We start from the raw sequence: 16,329 nt of genomic DNA on the forward strand, positions 1-16,329 counted from the left end.
TCCGAGCCTATAATAACCTATATGAATACAACAATTGTTCACAGCTCATGAAGGAGGCACATGCTTTGGAAATTTTAAAAACACATGATTTATGTAAAACATACGGAAGTAACGACGCGAAGGTCGACGCACTGAAAGATATTAACTTAACGGTTCAACAAGGTGAATTTGTCGCTATCGTTGGTGCCAGCGGTTCGGGGAAAAGTTCGTTATTGCATCTGCTTGGAGGCGTGGATCGCCCAACCAGTGGACAAGTCCATATTGATGGGACAGATTTATACGCTATGAACGAAGCGAATTTAGCAATCTTCAGAAGACGAAAGATCGGATTCATTTTCCAGGCCTATAACCTGATTCCGGTCCTAAGCGCAGAGGAAAATATTAAACTGCCTATGCTGCTCGACCATCGTCAAGCCGATGAAGACTATGCAGACGAACTAATGAACGTACTCGGGCTAAAAGACAGAAAACATCATCTCCCTAACCAGCTGTCGGGTGGACAGCAGCAGCGCACAGCCATTGGACGAGCGTTGATTAACAAACCTTCGATCATTCTGGCTGACGAACCGACGGGGAATCTGGATAGCAAAAACAGCAAGGAAATTGTAGATTTGCTCACTTATTCGGTTCGAAAATACAACCAAACCTTGATTATGATTACACATGATTCCGATGTAGCCCGGAGAGCAGATCGCATTGTGAACATTAAAGACGGGGTTCTTTTTGACCAGCAATCTGGGGGCGAGCACCATGCGTAAATACACAGGGCTCACAGAGAAATATTTGCTTGGTCAGAAAAAAAGATCCATTCTCACCATTGTTGGTATCATTCTATCGGTAACGCTTCTTACGGCTGTCGGCACACTTGCGATGAGTTATCAGGACAAACTGGTACGTCAGACCATTCAAGATTACGGGGATTATGAGGTGTCCTTCAATGGGATTCCAGGCAAAGACGTACCCCGTATCGTGAATCAGGCTGCCATAGGCAGTGCAGGAGTCATTCATCGTATTGGTTATGCGACCATAAGTCCTACGAGTGAAAAGGAGCAAAACGAAAACCCGTTTGCTGCGCCATATCGTTATTTAAATGTAAAAGGCTACGATTCGCAAGCGATGGCCAAGCTTCAGGTTCAGTTAGAGAGTGGACGTCTGCCTCAAAAGCCTAATGAAATCATCCTGTCATCCTGGAGTCTGAATAATTTCACATCAAAACCAGCGATTGGTGATAAGATTACGCTTAACCTGGGAGATCGGCTCGAAGCTTCCACAGGAAAAGTGAAGAGTGCGAAATCCATTGGTGATTATGGGTGGGATCTGGACGAGAAATTCAAACCGCGCATGAAACAGCAATATACCGTTGTCGGGGTAATGAAACCAGCCAAAAATGTAACGTGGTCATCCACCTTTATCTATTCAGCGATTACGTATGACGATCATCAAAAAATCGATCCATCTCAGACTTTTTTTATCTATGCCACGATGAAATCAATGGACAACATAAAGGATAAAACGGAAGCCATCCTGTCGTCCTTGGGTTGGGAAAGTGTAGATCAGGGTTCAGCTCACGAGTTGAACCGGGAATCGGTAATTAAAGATATTCGGATCGAATATAACAATGAATTGCTCGAATTGTTTGGCAAAAGTACCTTTACCAATGTTAACCAAAGTTCAATGTATGCATTTGCAGCCCTTGTTCTAATCATTATGGGATGCACAAGCGCAGTGATTTACAATACGTTTCATATTTCAGTGCTTGAACGCATCTCTCAGTTTGGCATGCTGCGCTGTATCGGTGCAACACCCGCCCAGATTCGCAAGATTGTATTTAAGGAAGCGACTGTGCTTAGTTTGATTGCCATTCCGATCGGTTTATTTACAGGAACCATTTTGATGAAGGTTTTATTCTATAACATCAGTTTCCTCACCTTAGGTTTCTTGAACGATATGCACATGATTATTTCAGTGCCCATTCTACTTGCGGCAGCAGGTTTAGGGCTGATTATTGTCTATGTTTCAGCTCTGGGTCCGGCTAAGCTGGCCTCTGGCGTCTCACCACTGGAAGCACTGAAAACTTCAGGCAGCACGGTGGTAGAGCAGGGGAATTTCAAGCGTTTGTCCTTTGCAGGCAGCAAATGGCTTGGATTTGAAGGTCGTTTTGCCAGCCGAAATATTCGGCGGAACCGAAAAAGATTTCGCATTACGGCATTTTCGATGATTATCAGCATCATCCTGTACATTGTGTTTAGCGGCTTGGTAAACGTTCTAGGCACAACTTCTACCTCGGGCATCAATTACTCTTACTCCCTTGACTATCAGGGTATGAATAAACGTATCCCTAATTCGGTGTATAACAAGCTGGCTACACTTGATGGAGTTAACCAAGCCTATCCTTTTTACAATCATCAGCTCCAGGCGATCATTCCGAAAGAGAAAGTGAATCCGGATTACTACCAGCATCGGAAAGAAATGTACACGGTTGAAATGGATAACGGATATCGGACGGATAACAACTATCTCATGTCATACGGTATAAACGGACTTCAGGAGCTTCGTGCCAAGCTCACTTCCGGAAGTATTGATGCGAGCCAAATGAACGATGAAAATGGTGTCATTGTTCTCCAGAAAATCAGCATGACAACCAAACAAGGAACCAAGATGATCATTGATCAAACCCGTTTCAAGGTTGGGGACAAAATTCAGGTTCGGGAAGTGGGGAGTAATCAGGCATACAAAACCGTTACTGTTGTCGGAATAGCAGATCATGAGCCTCTCTCTGGAGACTACACGGAAAGTGCTATTGTTCAAATGATAACGACACCGAAGGTGATCGAAAACATTACTCGGGATAATGCCTACCACAGAATATTCGTTCAAGCGAGTCCTGAGACAGATAACGGGGCAATCGTGGGTTATTTCAAAAGCCTTGTGCAGCAGGATGCAGGGTATAGTTACCGCGATCGGGTAGAGGAAATGAAGCAAGCCCGCAACGACGCGATGACGTTAAACATTTTCCTGTATGGTTTCATCGGTGTTATTGCAGCCATTGCATTTCTAAACATTTTGAATACGGTGAGTACGAATCTTATTCTGCGAACGAAGGAGTTCGCCGTATTAAAAGCGATTGGTATGACTCAAAAGGAAATTCGCAAAATGGTTTTGCTGGAGGGTGTGTTCTATGGCGTATTTGCCGCTGTCTACGGAAGTCTTCTCGGCACAGGCCTGAGCTACGGTGTGTCTTATCTGATGAGAAATGCTGTGCAGATCGAATGGGCTATCCCTTGGAGTAGCATTCTGATTGGCAGTTTGGGTGCCATCGCAGCCACACTACTGGCATCTTACTGGCCGCTTAGACGTCTTGAACGAATCCAGATTACAGAGGGTTTACGCGGGGAAAATTAACTCAAAAAAGGCTCGTTTGTTCGTTCTAAAGCGAACATCCGAGCTTTTTGGGCATGAATTAATTCTGAAATAGACAGGGGAACATTATAAAGTCAAATTTAGAAGCGATCACTAGATCCGATCAATGGCTTAAGTTCTCGTTACTCCCTCTAAAAAGACACGGACAATTTTCTCCGCCATGACGTGATGAGACTCATATTTTTGCTGATCATACTCCCGGTTCCCCATCAACATTAGAGTTGAAAAGGCTTCTGCCAGAAACATCGGATCTTCTTCACGAAAAATTTTCTGATCCATAGCTTGTCTGAAATGAGAAGCTAACACTTCATGAATCTGTCGTTCTGCTTCACGAATGGCATGAATCTGCTCTTCCTCCAGAAAAGATTCCGCTTCACGCATCATCATTTCGATCTCACCATGCGGATTGGCAAGACGAGCTTCCGCTAATCGAATTAATCCGTCTCGCAGATGTTCCGCCTCATGCAGCATAAGCGACGTGATTTTTCTAACGTTCTGCAACATCGTTGTCATGGCTGCCACGAATAGATCCGCTTTGCCCGCGAAATGATAATATATGGTGGGTTTGGATACGCCGCACTTCTTGCCAATCTGCTGAAGGGTCACCATCTCGTAGCCAAATTCTTTAAATAGAGTAGATGCCGTATAGATAATGGTTTGTTGCATGGAAATATCATTGTCCGTCTGTTTGGGTCTTCCGCGCAAACGTTTAGGTACTTGCTCTGGCATAGATTCGTACACTCTCCTTCCACAATATTTTATGTCAAATCATAAATATTAGCAAAGAGGCTTGTAATTTTACTTACCAGTAAATATAATTAATTCTGTAATTAAAAATGATACGTTTAAAGGTGGGCAACGGAGTTATGGCAAAGACAACAGCGCGTAAGAGAAGATGGAAAAAAATAGCGATATGGATTAGTGTGGTCATTATTGCCCTGGTGGCTGGCGTGTTTGCGTACCTGGCATCTGTCACATACAGCCCGTCGGAACAAGCGGAAGCGGCAATGAAAAGTGATGATCGGGTCGTTGTTAGTGAAGTGCAGAACGGTTATCAATTTGAACCTAAAGGGCAGGACATCACACAGCCAAATGTTGTCTTTTATCCCGGAGGTCTAGTGGAGCCGTCAAGTTATGCGCCTATGGCACGAGCACTAGCGGAGCAAGGACATCGTGTGTATATTACGAGGATGCCGCTAAATTTGGCGATGTTCGGGGAAAACCGGGCGGATTCGTTTCTCGCGGAACATGCGGGTGAAAGCTTTGTTATTGGTGGGCACTCCCTAGGAGGTGTATTCGCTTCAAGATATGCTGCGGCGCACACAGATCAGATCAAAGGTGTCTTTTACCTTGCATCCTATGCGGATGATGGCGGGAGACTGGACGGAACGAACTTGTCCGCACTGCAAATTACGGGAAGCAATGATGGTGTTCTGAACTGGGAATCGTGGGAAAAAGCCAAATCCAATCTTCCCAATGACACGACATTTGTAAGTATTGAAGGCGGCAACCATGGTCAATTTGGCTCCTACGGCATGCAGAAGGGAGACAACGCACCTAAGATCACAGAACAGGAACAGCTTAAACAGGTTGTTCAGGCATTGGAAGCATGGATGAAATCCATGAAACTATTACAAAAATAAAAAAAGACCGAAGTTTTCATCTGCAAACGATGAATGCTGTCGGTCTTTTTGTGATTTTCTATTGAACAACGTGATCGGTTATCCGCCTCTCTTTATTAGCGTCTACGGAAGGCTCCGCCGCGTGCCAGAGCAAAAAAGATGAGCAGGGCAATGATTGAGCCAACGATCGCCGGAATGATGTGGAATCCGCCAATCACCGGTCCCCTTGGTCCAAGCAATTCCGTTCCTAACCAGGAACCGATAAAACCCGCAACAATATTTCCAATGACACCGCCCGGTACGTCCCGCCCAATCAAGTTGCCACTTAACCAGCCAATAAGTCCACCAACAATGAGTACCCAGAGCAGATCCATGGATTGTTCTCCTTTCTTCGGGGTTATTACAAGGTATGTGGAGCTCTCGGGATTATACCTCATCTTCCTGTCGGTGGAGGGTTCTGAAGGGTCTGTGCTAAGATGAGGGTAAATGGTGATTCAAGTGGGAAACAAGGATAGAAGGGGTGTACAGACAATGAAGAAAATACTTGTTATTGACGATGAGGCCGCTATTCGAGATTTAATTGAGCTTGTGCTCAGGCGAGAGAATTACGATGTGCAAACCGCAGAAGATGGCAAAACCGGACTGGAATTGCTGGATTCTTTTCAACCCGACCTGGTGGTACTTGATTTGATGCTGCCAGATTGCTCCGGATATGATTTGTGTAAGGAAATTACAGGCAAACGTTCTGTTCCAGTGATTATGCTCTCAGCTAAAAATGAGATTATCGACAAGGTTCTGGGGCTTGAGCTTGGCGCGGAAGATTACATGACCAAGCCCTTCGACAATCGGGAATTGCTCGCTCGCATCAAGGTGGTTCTGAGAAGAAACGAGAGCAAGGAAGAAACAAGCGAACACACGGAATCCCAAACGACTCGTATCGTTCATGAAGAATTGACGTTTGACCTAGAGAGCCGAAGAGTGCTGAAAAACGATGTGCCCGTCTCTCTAACAGCCAAAGAGTTTAAAATTCTGGAAACGCTGCTCAAAAGGCCCGACAAAATCTTTACCCGGGATGAGCTGCTACAGATCGGATGGGGATATGATTTTATGGGGGACAGTCGCAGTGTGGATATGACCATCATGCGATTACGGAAGAAGCTGGAGGATAACGCGGACGAACCGAAATATGTGCGAACGATCTACGGATTCGGCTATCAGCTTGGAGGTGGCGAGGCCTGAAGTACGCAACCCGGTTACTGCTGAACTATTTGTTTTTCTCCGTGCTGTCCTTTGGCATTATCATATTTGCTATCAATAAAGCCATTGATTACTACAGCTTCATTACCATCGAAAAACAGATGATGGAGAAGGCGGATCTGTCTGAGTTGTCCTTTCGTGAGGTGCTGGCACAGCATCGATCATCATCAGGGGAGCCGCAGACGAAAGAAATCGTTAGACTTGCACTGGAGAAGCTTAAAGCTTCAGGCAAGGAAGTGCGGATCTATGACAGCTCCAAGCAGCTATTGGGCTTGGCTGTAGATGGCATCATTATTAATGATGGCAAACCACACATTTTCGAGAAAAATATTGAAAAAGCACTGAGCGGAAGCTATGCCTACACCGTAACAGATGATCATCTGCTTTATTTTGCGACTCCCATTCAGAATCAATTTTACGAAAATGCATATGTGTATGAGTTCGTAGAGGACATTTCATACTTTTATGCAATCATGGATCAAATCCGTTATGTCTTGTTTGCGGGTGCAGGTGGTTTCATTGTGCTGATTACGTTAGCGAGTCTGTGGATTGCCCGCAATACAACCAAACCGATTAAAGTACTCCTTGGTGCCGCGCAAAGTTTCTCCAGACAGGAATTTAAGCGAGTTCATCTGAACCGCAAGGATGAGCTGGGCATGCTCGCGGATGGACTCGATTCCATGGGACAGCAGCTTCATAATTACATTCAATACCAGAAACAATTTGTCTCGAACGTATCTCACGAGTTAAAAACGCCTCTGGCAGCCATTCGTGGTTTCTCTCAATACTTATATGAGGGGGAAAATGAGGACGAAGAGTTGCAAAGGATTTATGCGCATCTGCTGCAAGAATCGGATCGGCTAACCCGTTTGATTAATGAACTGTTGTTGTTATCGCGATTCGACAAGGCTGGTTCAAGCGAACTGGAGGTCGAAAAGACGGAAATAAACGCACTGATCCAGCAAGTCGCCAGAAATATGGAAGCCAAAGCTAAGGATAAAGAGATCAGGATCACAGTTAAACATGTAGAGGAAGACCCGGCGGATGAAGGTTTGACAAAAGTCTATGCGAGCGTCAATCCAATGCTCATGTCCCATGCAATAGCCAACCTGTTGGATAACGCCATTAAATATTCAGGTAGTTATTCGAAGATCGAAATGCAGATGGAACATACGTCAACCGAGGTCGTTGTAAAGATATGTGACCAAGGCATAGGCATCGCGGGTGATGAACTGGAGCGAGTGCAGGAGCGCTTTTACCGGGCGAAAAATGCAAGCACGGCGAATGGTTCAGGTCTCGGTTTGTCCATTTGCAAAGAGATCGTCGAGAGGTTTAATGGTTATATTGACGTGGAAAGTGAGTTAGGACAAGGCACGACAGTGACGATTGTGTTACCTTGTGTCTAAACACGCTCCTGAATCGAAACCCAAATAAGTACCGTTACAAGACTGATACATTTCTGTTATAAGACTAACAAATGCTTTTTTTATAATGACTTCATAAGAACAAATCACACATTTATGGAGGGATTATGATGAAATTAACAAAGAAATCTGCGAGCTTTATCCTGCTAAGTGCTTTACTAACGGTAGCTCTGACGGGCTGTCAGTCCACTGATGCGAAGTCACCAACAACCGGACAGAATTCGGCTGAGCAAAATACGTCGAACGGACAAAGTAAAGATGAAGGAACATCCGATTCAAAAAAAACGGACTCCGAAGGTACTGAAGGACAGGGCTCTGAGGCAGTGAAGGAAGGCTCAGTGAAGAAGGAAGGCAATGTGGTGCTGAAGGAGCTTGCTTTTGTTCATAACGAGCACACCATTGCGATTTCGGATACAGCGAATGAAGAGCAGATGGAACAAATGCTGGGCAAACCAGACAATTTCAAATCCCATACGTACACTGCAGGGGACGGAACTAATATGGATAATTTAATCGGATTTACGGAAAAAGTATACACGTACCCTGGTCTGGAGATTAAAACCATCAGTGTACCTGAAGGCAAACAAGACTCGATCTTTAATATCCAAATTACCGATCCCAAGTATACGACAGTCCGAAACATTAAAGCAGGGGACAGTCTGGACACACTTAAAAAAGCGTATCCTGAAGGCAAACTGTTAGGTAATGGGGCACCTGACGAGGAAGACGACTTCCGTTACGAGCCATCCAATTACGTAGATGTCATGTCGTTCCATATTAAGGATGCCAAGGTTGAAAGCATTCAGATCTTCAGCCTGCTGGACTAAAAGTGTAATCGATTCTCTTCTTTGATTCACAAGAACGTTATATACGATTTACTTTTCGGACCTGCCCAATTTCTTGGGCAGGTTTTTATGTCGTTATGAGTTGATAACGTTGTTCAGATCAGACGAACCATAGTGTGAAATAAGCGCACCACTATGTTTCCAACCTACTTTCCAACTAATACAAACACATTTTCATCAGGGGCTTTCATTACAGCAATATGTCCAGACTCTGTTGCAGAGGGAGTTCTAATCCATTTAATTTCTTCGTTTTTTCTTAGTTCGTCATAGGTTTGTCTCACATCATCAACCAGAATTTCAACTTCTGTAAAGTTGATTTCATGGTGGTTGCTTAATACGAGTTCAGAACTGTCCTTTTGGGGGAATTTTAAACCTATTACTGTCCAGGTAGAGCCGTTCTCCAAGTTACGTTCTATTTTCCAATTTTCTGTTAACCCCATAGAACTGTAGAACAAAAGTGATTTCTCAATATTTTTTGTATGTATACAAACACATTCTAATTTTTTAAACACCTGATGCATCTCCTTCTATCATGTATAAGAACTAATGTTCTCTGTATGGATTCTACTATTTTCCATGTTTAAAAGCAATAATATACTAGAAAAGGAGCTTGAAAAAATTCAGGGACAAGTTTTCCTCACGCAACTTTTTTGGATTCCGATTAAACTCTTGCGGCACTCAGACTATGTTTGCTTACACTTAAAACGTTTCTCTAGACCCACACAAATGTTCAATGATACCATCATACAAGTGTTATGACAGTTGAAGATTGCAGGAGGAACGGAAAGTGGATCAAGTAAGATACGATAACTTAAAACTCGGGGAACGTGGGGCGATCATCAGTATCATCGCTTATATATGTTTGACCGCACTAAAGTTGGTGATTGGCACAATTGCTGGCTCTGAAGCACTCAAAGCAGACGGTTTAAATAACGCAACGGATATTGTCGCATCCATCGCCGTACTGATTGGTTTAAGGTTCGCCCAGCGTCCGGCCGATAAAGACCATACATATGGCCACTGGAGAGCTGAAACGGTAGCATCTCTTGTAGCCTCATTTATCATGATGGCCGTCGGACTGCAAGTGTTGTTTGAAGCCTTCGGTTCTGTTTTTGAGGGGAAGCATGAATCGCCTGATCTTCTTGCCGCCTATACAGGGATTTTCTGTGCGATTGTGATGTACTTCGTCTACCGATACAACAAAAGGCTAGCCACACAAATCAAGAGTCAGGCCGTGATGGCGGCCGCACGGGATAATATCTCCGATGCTTGGGTGAGTATCGGTGCCGTCGTCGGGATCGTAGGTTCTCAGTTCGGTCTTCCTTGGCTTGACCCTGTAACGGCGATTATCGTCGGTTTGCTGATCTGCAAAACGGCATGGGATATTTTCAGAGAAGCTACGCACCATCTTACCGATGGATTTGATGTAGAGTTGATTCAAGAATACCGGGAGACCATAGCCGGGATTGATGGTGTAGAGAAGGTCAAAGATGTAAGAGCACGTAATTATGGCAGTAACGCCGTAGTTGACGTGGTGATCACGGTTCGGGGAGATTTGGATCTGCAGCAAGCTCATGATATTTGTACCGATGTTGAGAACGAGCTTCTGGAAGAGCATGATGTGTATACGGTACACGTTCACGTCGAGCCGGAGCCAGAGCAGGAAGCAGTCAAAGAATACATGTAATATTGTTCGAAATGAAGGGTTAAGAAAAAGCAGAAACCAGTAAACGATAAAGTTTACTGGTTTTTTTGGTGCTATTACCTGCGAGCTTATTTCACATTTTTTGGAATCCCAACATCAATTCAAATGACCTCATTCGACAATCATTTAGGCATATTGTACATAATCAAATTATTGTACTTGTCCGCATGTTTTTGCTCATCCAGAATAATGCCCCACACCGTGTCTTTGTAGATGCCGTAGGGAAGACCAAACCATATTTTTCTGTACTTCTCCACAGCGGCAAGCTCACCCTGAAATGCTTTTTGCAAACCACCAAGATATGATGTGACGGTTTCCGGGGGTTCACTGCTCATACCCGTGATTTCCTGACCTGTGAGGTCCTTATACATCTCTCTGAACATCCGATTATGCCCGCGTTCGTCATCACGGATGCTTGTAATGATTGCTGCTTGATATGTGTCTGGAGCCATGCGAATGAGAGCATCATAGAACAGTTCGTCATTTCGTTCGCCTTGAACAGCGGATTGTATTAGTCCGAGCGCTTCAGCTGTTGATGTTGCCCATACGGGAGTAAATGGCTTTCTATAAAAATAAGGATATGTTGCGTACATGCTAATCCCTCCATGCCCATGATGAAATAAGATATGCACATACGCCCAGTAACGTTAACCATCTTTTCAATAGAAAATTTATACGAAATGTCTTACCCCGGCATTCTAACGAGTTGAACGCTTAACGATATCATCTGGCAATGTCTGTTTAATAAGCTTACTGTAACCATAGGCAAGCACAAAGGGCAGGAAATAGGACCAGTACGTCCAGAAGATATTCCAACCGTTAAAGTAAACAACATGACCAAACAACTTAGCACACCACTCAATCAGTGTCAGCACAAGAGCCGATATAAAGATACTTGGCCACGGTCTGGCCTTTTTCACCAAAATCATGTACATCATAATACATCCCGTAATAGGATATATACCAAGATCCATCGGCAGAGCAGCATATGACTGGTTGTTCGTATTGGGCATAATATTCCAAAAATAATTAAACCCTACACTGTTAATGCAAGCCGATATGGCTACACCAAGTGGGAAATATAACACGAGCAAGTAGTAGTGACGCCTTAAAATCCATGCACCCAGCAGCAAGGGGATGAGCATACCCAGAACCCAGTTACCCAGCATATCATTTCCCTCCAAATCTAACTCTGATCTTCGACTTCTGTCTCGAATTTAATAGTGTTTATATGTGGCATTTGGCGATTTAATCTGTTTTTTTCTGTTCAAGGAGACGGTTGACTTGCTCCGCAATGGCATCTAGTTTTCGATTGTAGTGCTTGTAAGTGAACCAGCCAACAACGGCTTTAACTGCAAAGAAGAGAACTGCAGCGATAATCACCAAAATGTAATCATGTGCAATGTGTTTTAACCAATCATTAATGTGCTGCATTGTTTATAACCCCCGTCGCGTACATATATCATCTGGTTAAGATGCCCATTAAATCTTAAGGTAATTCATAAAAGCTAATAAGATCCTTTGCGTATAAAGTGTTGCTTTTTGTCGAAAATCATGCTACATTAGCGATGTAAACGTTTATAAATCTTTAAACAACATCATATATGATTCAATTTGGCGTGTTACTGTTCGGCAGGCAAGGCTTAAATTGGGTGGTTTGTATATTTAATATACCCGCCCTATTTAAGCCTTTTTTTATGCACAATTTCAGGGGCGAGGTGTTTTTATGAATTACAAAGAAACCGCTAAGGATATCCTTGACAAAGTAGGCGGACAAGAAAATATCAATGATTTTCTCCATTGCTCCACCCGCTTAAGGATGAATCTGAAAGATCCGAGTCAAGCAAAAACCGAAGAGATTAAAGCGATGGATGGCGTAATGGGTGCCGTATACAGCGGGGGACAATATCAGATCATAATCGGAAATGATGTAAGCTATGTATATAATGAACTGAAGCAAATGGTCACTATAAACACAGAGGCAGACTCACAGCCAAACAAGAAAAGAGATTTGAGCTTCAAAGGTTTGTTTGAGAGTTTTGCCGGATTGATTACGGGCATTTTCCAGCCGATCATTCCAGCAATCGCAGCAGCAGGGATGTTTAAAGCTTTGCTTTTGTTGTGTACCTCGCTTGGTATACTATCAAAAGAAAATCAGATTTACGCACTATTGCTTAATATCGCTGATGCAGCGTTCTACTTCCTGCCTGTATTGCTGGCATACTCCAGTGCACAGAAATTCAAAACAAATCCATATATTGCAGCCACACTGGCGGGAGTTCTGTTACACCCCAAAATGATCGCGCTACTTGGAGGAGAAGTACCTGTAGATATTGCGGGTATTCCTGTTCCTAACATCAGTTATGCATCAAGCGTTTTACCCATCATTTTGACCGTTTGGCTCATGTCATATGTCGAGAAATTCGCGGATAAGGTATCCCCTGGACCAGTAAAAATCTTCCTGAAACCGTTGATTGTTATTCTTGTCATGGCACCACTGGCTCTCACGGTTCTGGGACCAATCGGTAACTATTTAGGTGTGGGATTGTCTGACGGTTTATTCTGGATTCAAGGTAAAATTGGCTGGTTAACCGTTGTAATTTTGGCTGTATTCCTTCCGTTTATCGTCATGTTCGGAATGCACAAAGTGTTTTATCCCGTTATTTTCGCAGCCATGGTTTCACCCGGCTATGAAACATTGATCCATAGTGCGATGCTTTCTTCTAACATGGCACAAGGCGCTGGAGCGCTTGCGGTCTGGTTCCTGGCAAAAGACAAGAAATTGAAGCAGGTTGCATTGCCAGCGGGTATATCCGGATTGTTCGGCATTACCGAACCGGCTTTGTACGGGGTACATTTACGTCTGAAACGCACTTTGGTCGCTTGTATGATTGGTGCGGGGTCAGCGGGACTCTTTGCCGGTATCGTTAACTTGAAAGCTTATGCAGCAGTAGGTCCGGGTCTCGCTTCTTTACCGATGTTTATCGGGGCGGAAAATAACTTTACCTACGCGCTGATTACAGCAGCTATTTCGATTATTGTTACGCCAATTGCCGTATATTTCATCGGCTTTAATGATCCTGGAGCAGAGTCTCATGCACAAGCTTCATCAGGAAAATCTGTTCAGGAAGAAACAACATCTGTAGCTCCGAAGAAAGAGAAATTGCAGTCTCGTTTGGTTGTTTTCTCCCCGATTGAAGGAGAGGCTATTCCGTTAAAGGCGGTAAACGACGAAGCGTTCTCCCAAGAGGCAATGGGGAAAGGCATGGCAATTAAACCTGCCAAGGGACAAGTTGTGGCTCCATTTGATGGAACTGTGCAAACCGTTTTTCGTACCAAACACTCCATCGGTTTGAAATCAGTAGAAGGCGTTGAACTTCTGATTCACGTCGGCATTGATACCGTCAAATTAAAAGGACAGCATTTTAATGTTGTTGTTCAGGAGGGAGATCTCGTGAAACACGGTCAACTTCTAATGGAGTTCGATATGGAAGCCATTGAAAAAGCGGGCTTTGACACAACAACACCGATTATTGTAACAAACAGTGGTGATTATCTTGAAATCCTTGGACATGAGCAATCTGAAAAAATAGGACCTGAGACGCCACTTATAACCATTTTGTAATATTATGGGGTGAAATTCATCCTGAACATAGAGGAGCATGGATATGAGAGTAGTAAAAGTTCTCAATACAAGTATTGTTTTGGCCAAGCGTAATGACAACAAAGAGGTTATTGCCATGGGCAAAGGAATTGGCTTCAGAAGCAGACCCGGGGACATGATTAACGAAAATGAAATTGAAAAAGTATATGTCGTTGAGAATGAAGGAATGTCCTCGGATATGACGACTCTGATGAAAGAGACGCCGGAAGAGTATTTAATTTTGGCAGACGAAATCATATCCTATGCGAAACAAGTATTATCGCGTGATCTCAGTGAAAATCTCTATTTTTCGTTAACAGACCACCTCCATATGGCCGCCAAACGATTCAAATCGAATATTACGATACAAAATCGGATGTTATGGGAAGTGCAGAAGTTTTATCCGCAAGAATTTCTCATTGGGAAGCAGGCATTGAAGTTTATTAAAGATAAGCTTGGACTGGATCTGCCGGAAGAGGAGGCAGCTAACATCGCCTTCCATCTGGTCAACGCGCAGCAAACGGAACAGAACATGAGTCAGGTCATGATGATGACGAATACCGTTAAAGATATTCTTAACATTATTCGCATTCATTACGGAATTGAGTTGGACACATCGAGCATTAATTATTCACGCTTTCTAACTCATCTGCAGTTTTTTGTACAGCGATTATTAGAGAACACGATGCTTGAATCCAAGGATGATGAACTGCTTGAGCGGATCTCCAGCAAGTATCCGGAGGAGAGCAACTGTGTTTCCAAGATCAACAATTACATTGGCGCGAAATTCGAACGATTTATGTCCAACGAAGAAAGATTGTATCTCATCATTCACATCAGCCGTGTGATGGACAGAGCGCATTAACAGGAGGATTATGATATGACGACTACCCGAACATTTCCCGAAGGGTTTCTATGGGGCGGAGCGATTGCTGCTAATCAGGCTGAAGGAGCTTGGAACACAGCAGGGAAAGGCATTTCTACCGCCGATACGGCTATGAATAAGAAAAACATAGGTGACTACAAAAAGCAAAATGCTGTAAGTTCAGAGCAGCTCGCGGTAGCGCTTAAGGATCAATCTACATTGAATTATCCGAAACGCAGAGGTATCGATTTCTATCATCGGTATCCAGAGGATCTTGCATTAATGGGTGAGATGGGCATCAAAACATTACGTACATCGATTGCGTGGACGCGGATTTTCCCGAATGGAAATGAAACGAGCGCCAACGAAGAAGGTTTGCTTTTCTACGATCGCCTTTTTGATGAGATGATTAAAAATGGCATTGAACCTCTGGTTACCTTGTCTCACTATGAGATGCCGATGTATCTGGTCGATCATTATGGAGGATGGACATCCAGAGAGGTTATTGATTTCTTTGTACGCTTCAGTACAACGGTATTCAACCGTTATAAAGATAAAGTAAAATATTGGATCACTTTCAATGAAATTGATGGCATTGTGCGTCATCCGTTCACGAACGGAGGCATTGTTCCGGATCGGTTCGAGAATGTTGAGCAGGCGGTATACCAAGCGCTACATCACCAATTCATTGCAAGTGCTTATGCGGTAAAGCTATGCCACGAGATTATTCCTAATGCTCAAATTGGTTGTATGCTGACAAGCCTGTTGCACTATCCTCACACATGTAATCCGCTTGATGTGCTGGCAGCACACAAGAACAATCAATTTAATCTGTTCTTTACCGATGTGCAGGTGCGTGGCGCTTACCCGGGTTACATCGAGAGATATTTTAGAGAACAGAATATCATCATTGAAAAAGCTGAAGGCGATAGTGACTTGCTAAAAGAGTATACGGCTGACTTCATATCATTCAGTTACTACAACTCCTTCGTGGCCAGTGCAGATAGCGAGGGGCTGGAAACGGTTAGCGGCAATACGATGGGCGGCGTGAAAAACCCTTACTTGCCTGTCAGTGATTGGGGATGGCAGATCGATCCGATTGGTTTAAGACTTGCGCTTAACCATCTGTACAGCCGTTATCAGGTACCTTTGTTTATCGTTGAAAATGGACTGGGTGCTTACGATACCGTTAAAGAGGACGGTACAATCAGCGATCCTTACCGCATTGAATACCTGCGTTCTCATATCGAACAAATGCATGAGGCTTTGCTGGACGGTGTTGAAATTATGGGGTATACCGTCTGGGGAATCATTGACCTCATCAGCTATTCCTCTTCTGAAATGGAAAAACGCTATGGCCTGATCCACGTCGACCAGGATAATGACGGAAACGGCACGCTGGAGCGAAGACGGAAAGAAAGTTTCTTCTGGTACCAAAATCTGATTGCTAACAATGGACTATAGACACATGCTAAAAAGTTAAACTAAGAGATGATTTCTGTATTATAAAGAAATCATCTCTTTTCATTCATACAATGATTTGACAGG

The 16,329-nt window shown here is 43.7% G+C and carries 16 protein-coding genes; 10 read left to right on the top strand and 6 right to left on the bottom strand.

Annotation, left to right across the window (positions count from 1 at the left end):
- The first annotated feature begins 65 nt into the window (after positions 1–65).
- Together FS818_RS07110 and FS818_RS07115 are read left to right on the top strand one after the other, a co-directional pair.
- On the top strand, positions 66–758 hold the full coding sequence (locus tag FS818_RS07110) for an ABC transporter ATP-binding protein (protein ID WP_145330884.1): 693 nt from the start codon (positions 66–68) through the stop codon (positions 756–758).
- Positions 751–3,402 (top strand): ABC transporter permease, encoded by a 2,652-nt coding sequence (locus FS818_RS07115; protein ID WP_145330886.1) that lies wholly within the window; start codon positions 751–753, stop codon positions 3,400–3,402. The genes FS818_RS07110 and FS818_RS07115 overlap by 8 nt, the downstream gene beginning before the upstream one ends.
- Before the next feature lie 129 nt (positions 3,403–3,531).
- On the opposite strand, the gene FS818_RS07120 is transcribed toward FS818_RS07115, so the two are convergent.
- On the bottom strand, positions 3,532–4,149 hold the full coding sequence (locus FS818_RS07120) for a TetR/AcrR family transcriptional regulator (protein WP_145330888.1): 618 nt from the start codon (positions 4,147–4,149) through the stop codon (positions 3,532–3,534).
- Between the two features lie 137 nt (positions 4,150–4,286).
- Here FS818_RS07120 and FS818_RS07125 point away from each other — a divergent pair, with 137 nt between their 5' ends.
- Positions 4,287–5,063, top strand: coding sequence for an alpha/beta hydrolase (locus tag FS818_RS07125; RefSeq protein ID WP_145330891.1), 777 nt, complete (start codon positions 4,287–4,289; stop codon positions 5,061–5,063).
- 95 nt (positions 5,064–5,158) lie between these two features.
- Here FS818_RS07125 and FS818_RS07130 read toward each other — a convergent pair whose 3' ends face one another.
- A complete protein-coding gene (locus tag FS818_RS07130; RefSeq protein ID WP_145330893.1) occupies positions 5,159–5,416 on the bottom strand; it encodes a GlsB/YeaQ/YmgE family stress response membrane protein in 258 nt (85 codons plus the stop codon).
- Between the two features lie 157 nt (positions 5,417–5,573).
- Here FS818_RS07130 and FS818_RS07135 point away from each other — a divergent pair, with 157 nt between their 5' ends.
- From FS818_RS07135 to FS818_RS07145, 3 genes are all read left to right on the top strand, one after another.
- Positions 5,574–6,281: a response regulator transcription factor gene (locus FS818_RS07135; protein ID WP_145330895.1), complete on the top strand. Its 708-nt coding sequence runs from the start codon at positions 5,574–5,576 to the stop codon at positions 6,279–6,281.
- Between the two features lie 41 nt (positions 6,282–6,322).
- Positions 6,323–7,705, top strand: coding sequence for a sensor histidine kinase (locus FS818_RS07140; RefSeq protein WP_145330897.1), 1,383 nt, complete (start codon positions 6,323–6,325; stop codon positions 7,703–7,705).
- A gap of 128 nt (positions 7,706–7,833) precedes the next feature.
- On the top strand, positions 7,834–8,550 hold the full coding sequence (locus FS818_RS07145; protein WP_145330899.1) for a hypothetical protein: 717 nt from the start codon (positions 7,834–7,836) through the stop codon (positions 8,548–8,550).
- A 164-nt stretch (positions 8,551–8,714) separates the two neighbouring features.
- On the opposite strand, the gene FS818_RS07150 is transcribed toward FS818_RS07145, so the two are convergent.
- Entirely contained in the window at positions 8,715–9,080 is a 366-nt protein-coding gene (locus FS818_RS07150) for a VOC family protein (RefSeq protein ID WP_145330901.1), read from the bottom strand.
- Between the two features lie 275 nt (positions 9,081–9,355).
- Between FS818_RS07150 and FS818_RS07155 the strand changes: the two genes are divergently transcribed.
- The gene (locus FS818_RS07155) at positions 9,356–10,255 is read left to right on the top strand and encodes a cation diffusion facilitator family transporter (protein WP_145330903.1); all 900 of its coding nucleotides are present in this window, start codon (positions 9,356–9,358) and stop codon (positions 10,253–10,255) included.
- A gap of 140 nt (positions 10,256–10,395) precedes the next feature.
- Here FS818_RS07155 and FS818_RS07160 read toward each other — a convergent pair whose 3' ends face one another.
- The 3 genes from FS818_RS07160 to FS818_RS07170 form a co-directional block, all read right to left on the bottom strand.
- Positions 10,396–10,866, bottom strand: a complete 471-nt coding sequence (locus FS818_RS07160) for a ferritin-like domain-containing protein (protein WP_145330905.1) — start codon at positions 10,864–10,866, stop codon at positions 10,396–10,398.
- Positions 10,867–10,971: 105 nt separating this feature from the next.
- The gene (locus FS818_RS07165; RefSeq protein ID WP_145330907.1) at positions 10,972–11,442 is read right to left on the bottom strand and encodes a hypothetical protein; all 471 of its coding nucleotides are present in this window, start codon (positions 11,440–11,442) and stop codon (positions 10,972–10,974) included.
- 79 nt (positions 11,443–11,521) lie between these two features.
- Entirely contained in the window at positions 11,522–11,707 is a 186-nt protein-coding gene (locus FS818_RS07170; protein WP_145330909.1) for a hypothetical protein, read from the bottom strand.
- A 292-nt stretch (positions 11,708–11,999) separates the two neighbouring features.
- Between FS818_RS07170 and FS818_RS07175 the strand changes: the two genes are divergently transcribed.
- The 3 genes from FS818_RS07175 to FS818_RS07185 are packed head-to-tail and all read left to right on the top strand — an operon-like array spanning position 12,000 to position 16,245.
- Complete coding sequence (locus FS818_RS07175) at positions 12,000–13,898, top strand: beta-glucoside-specific PTS transporter subunit IIABC (protein ID WP_145330911.1); 1,899 nt, start codon at positions 12,000–12,002, stop codon at positions 13,896–13,898.
- Between the two features lie 43 nt (positions 13,899–13,941).
- On the top strand, positions 13,942–14,781 hold the full coding sequence (gene licT / locus FS818_RS07180; protein WP_145330912.1) for a BglG family transcription antiterminator LicT: 840 nt from the start codon (positions 13,942–13,944) through the stop codon (positions 14,779–14,781).
- A gap of 15 nt (positions 14,782–14,796) precedes the next feature.
- A complete protein-coding gene (locus FS818_RS07185; RefSeq protein ID WP_145330914.1) occupies positions 14,797–16,245 on the top strand; it encodes a glycoside hydrolase family 1 protein in 1,449 nt (482 codons plus the stop codon).
- Positions 16,246–16,329 lie beyond the last annotated feature (84 nt).

Source organism: Paenibacillus xylanexedens (assembly GCF_007680605.1).
Taxonomy (GTDB): domain Bacteria; phylum Bacillota; class Bacilli; order Paenibacillales; family Paenibacillaceae; genus Paenibacillus; species Paenibacillus xylanexedens_B.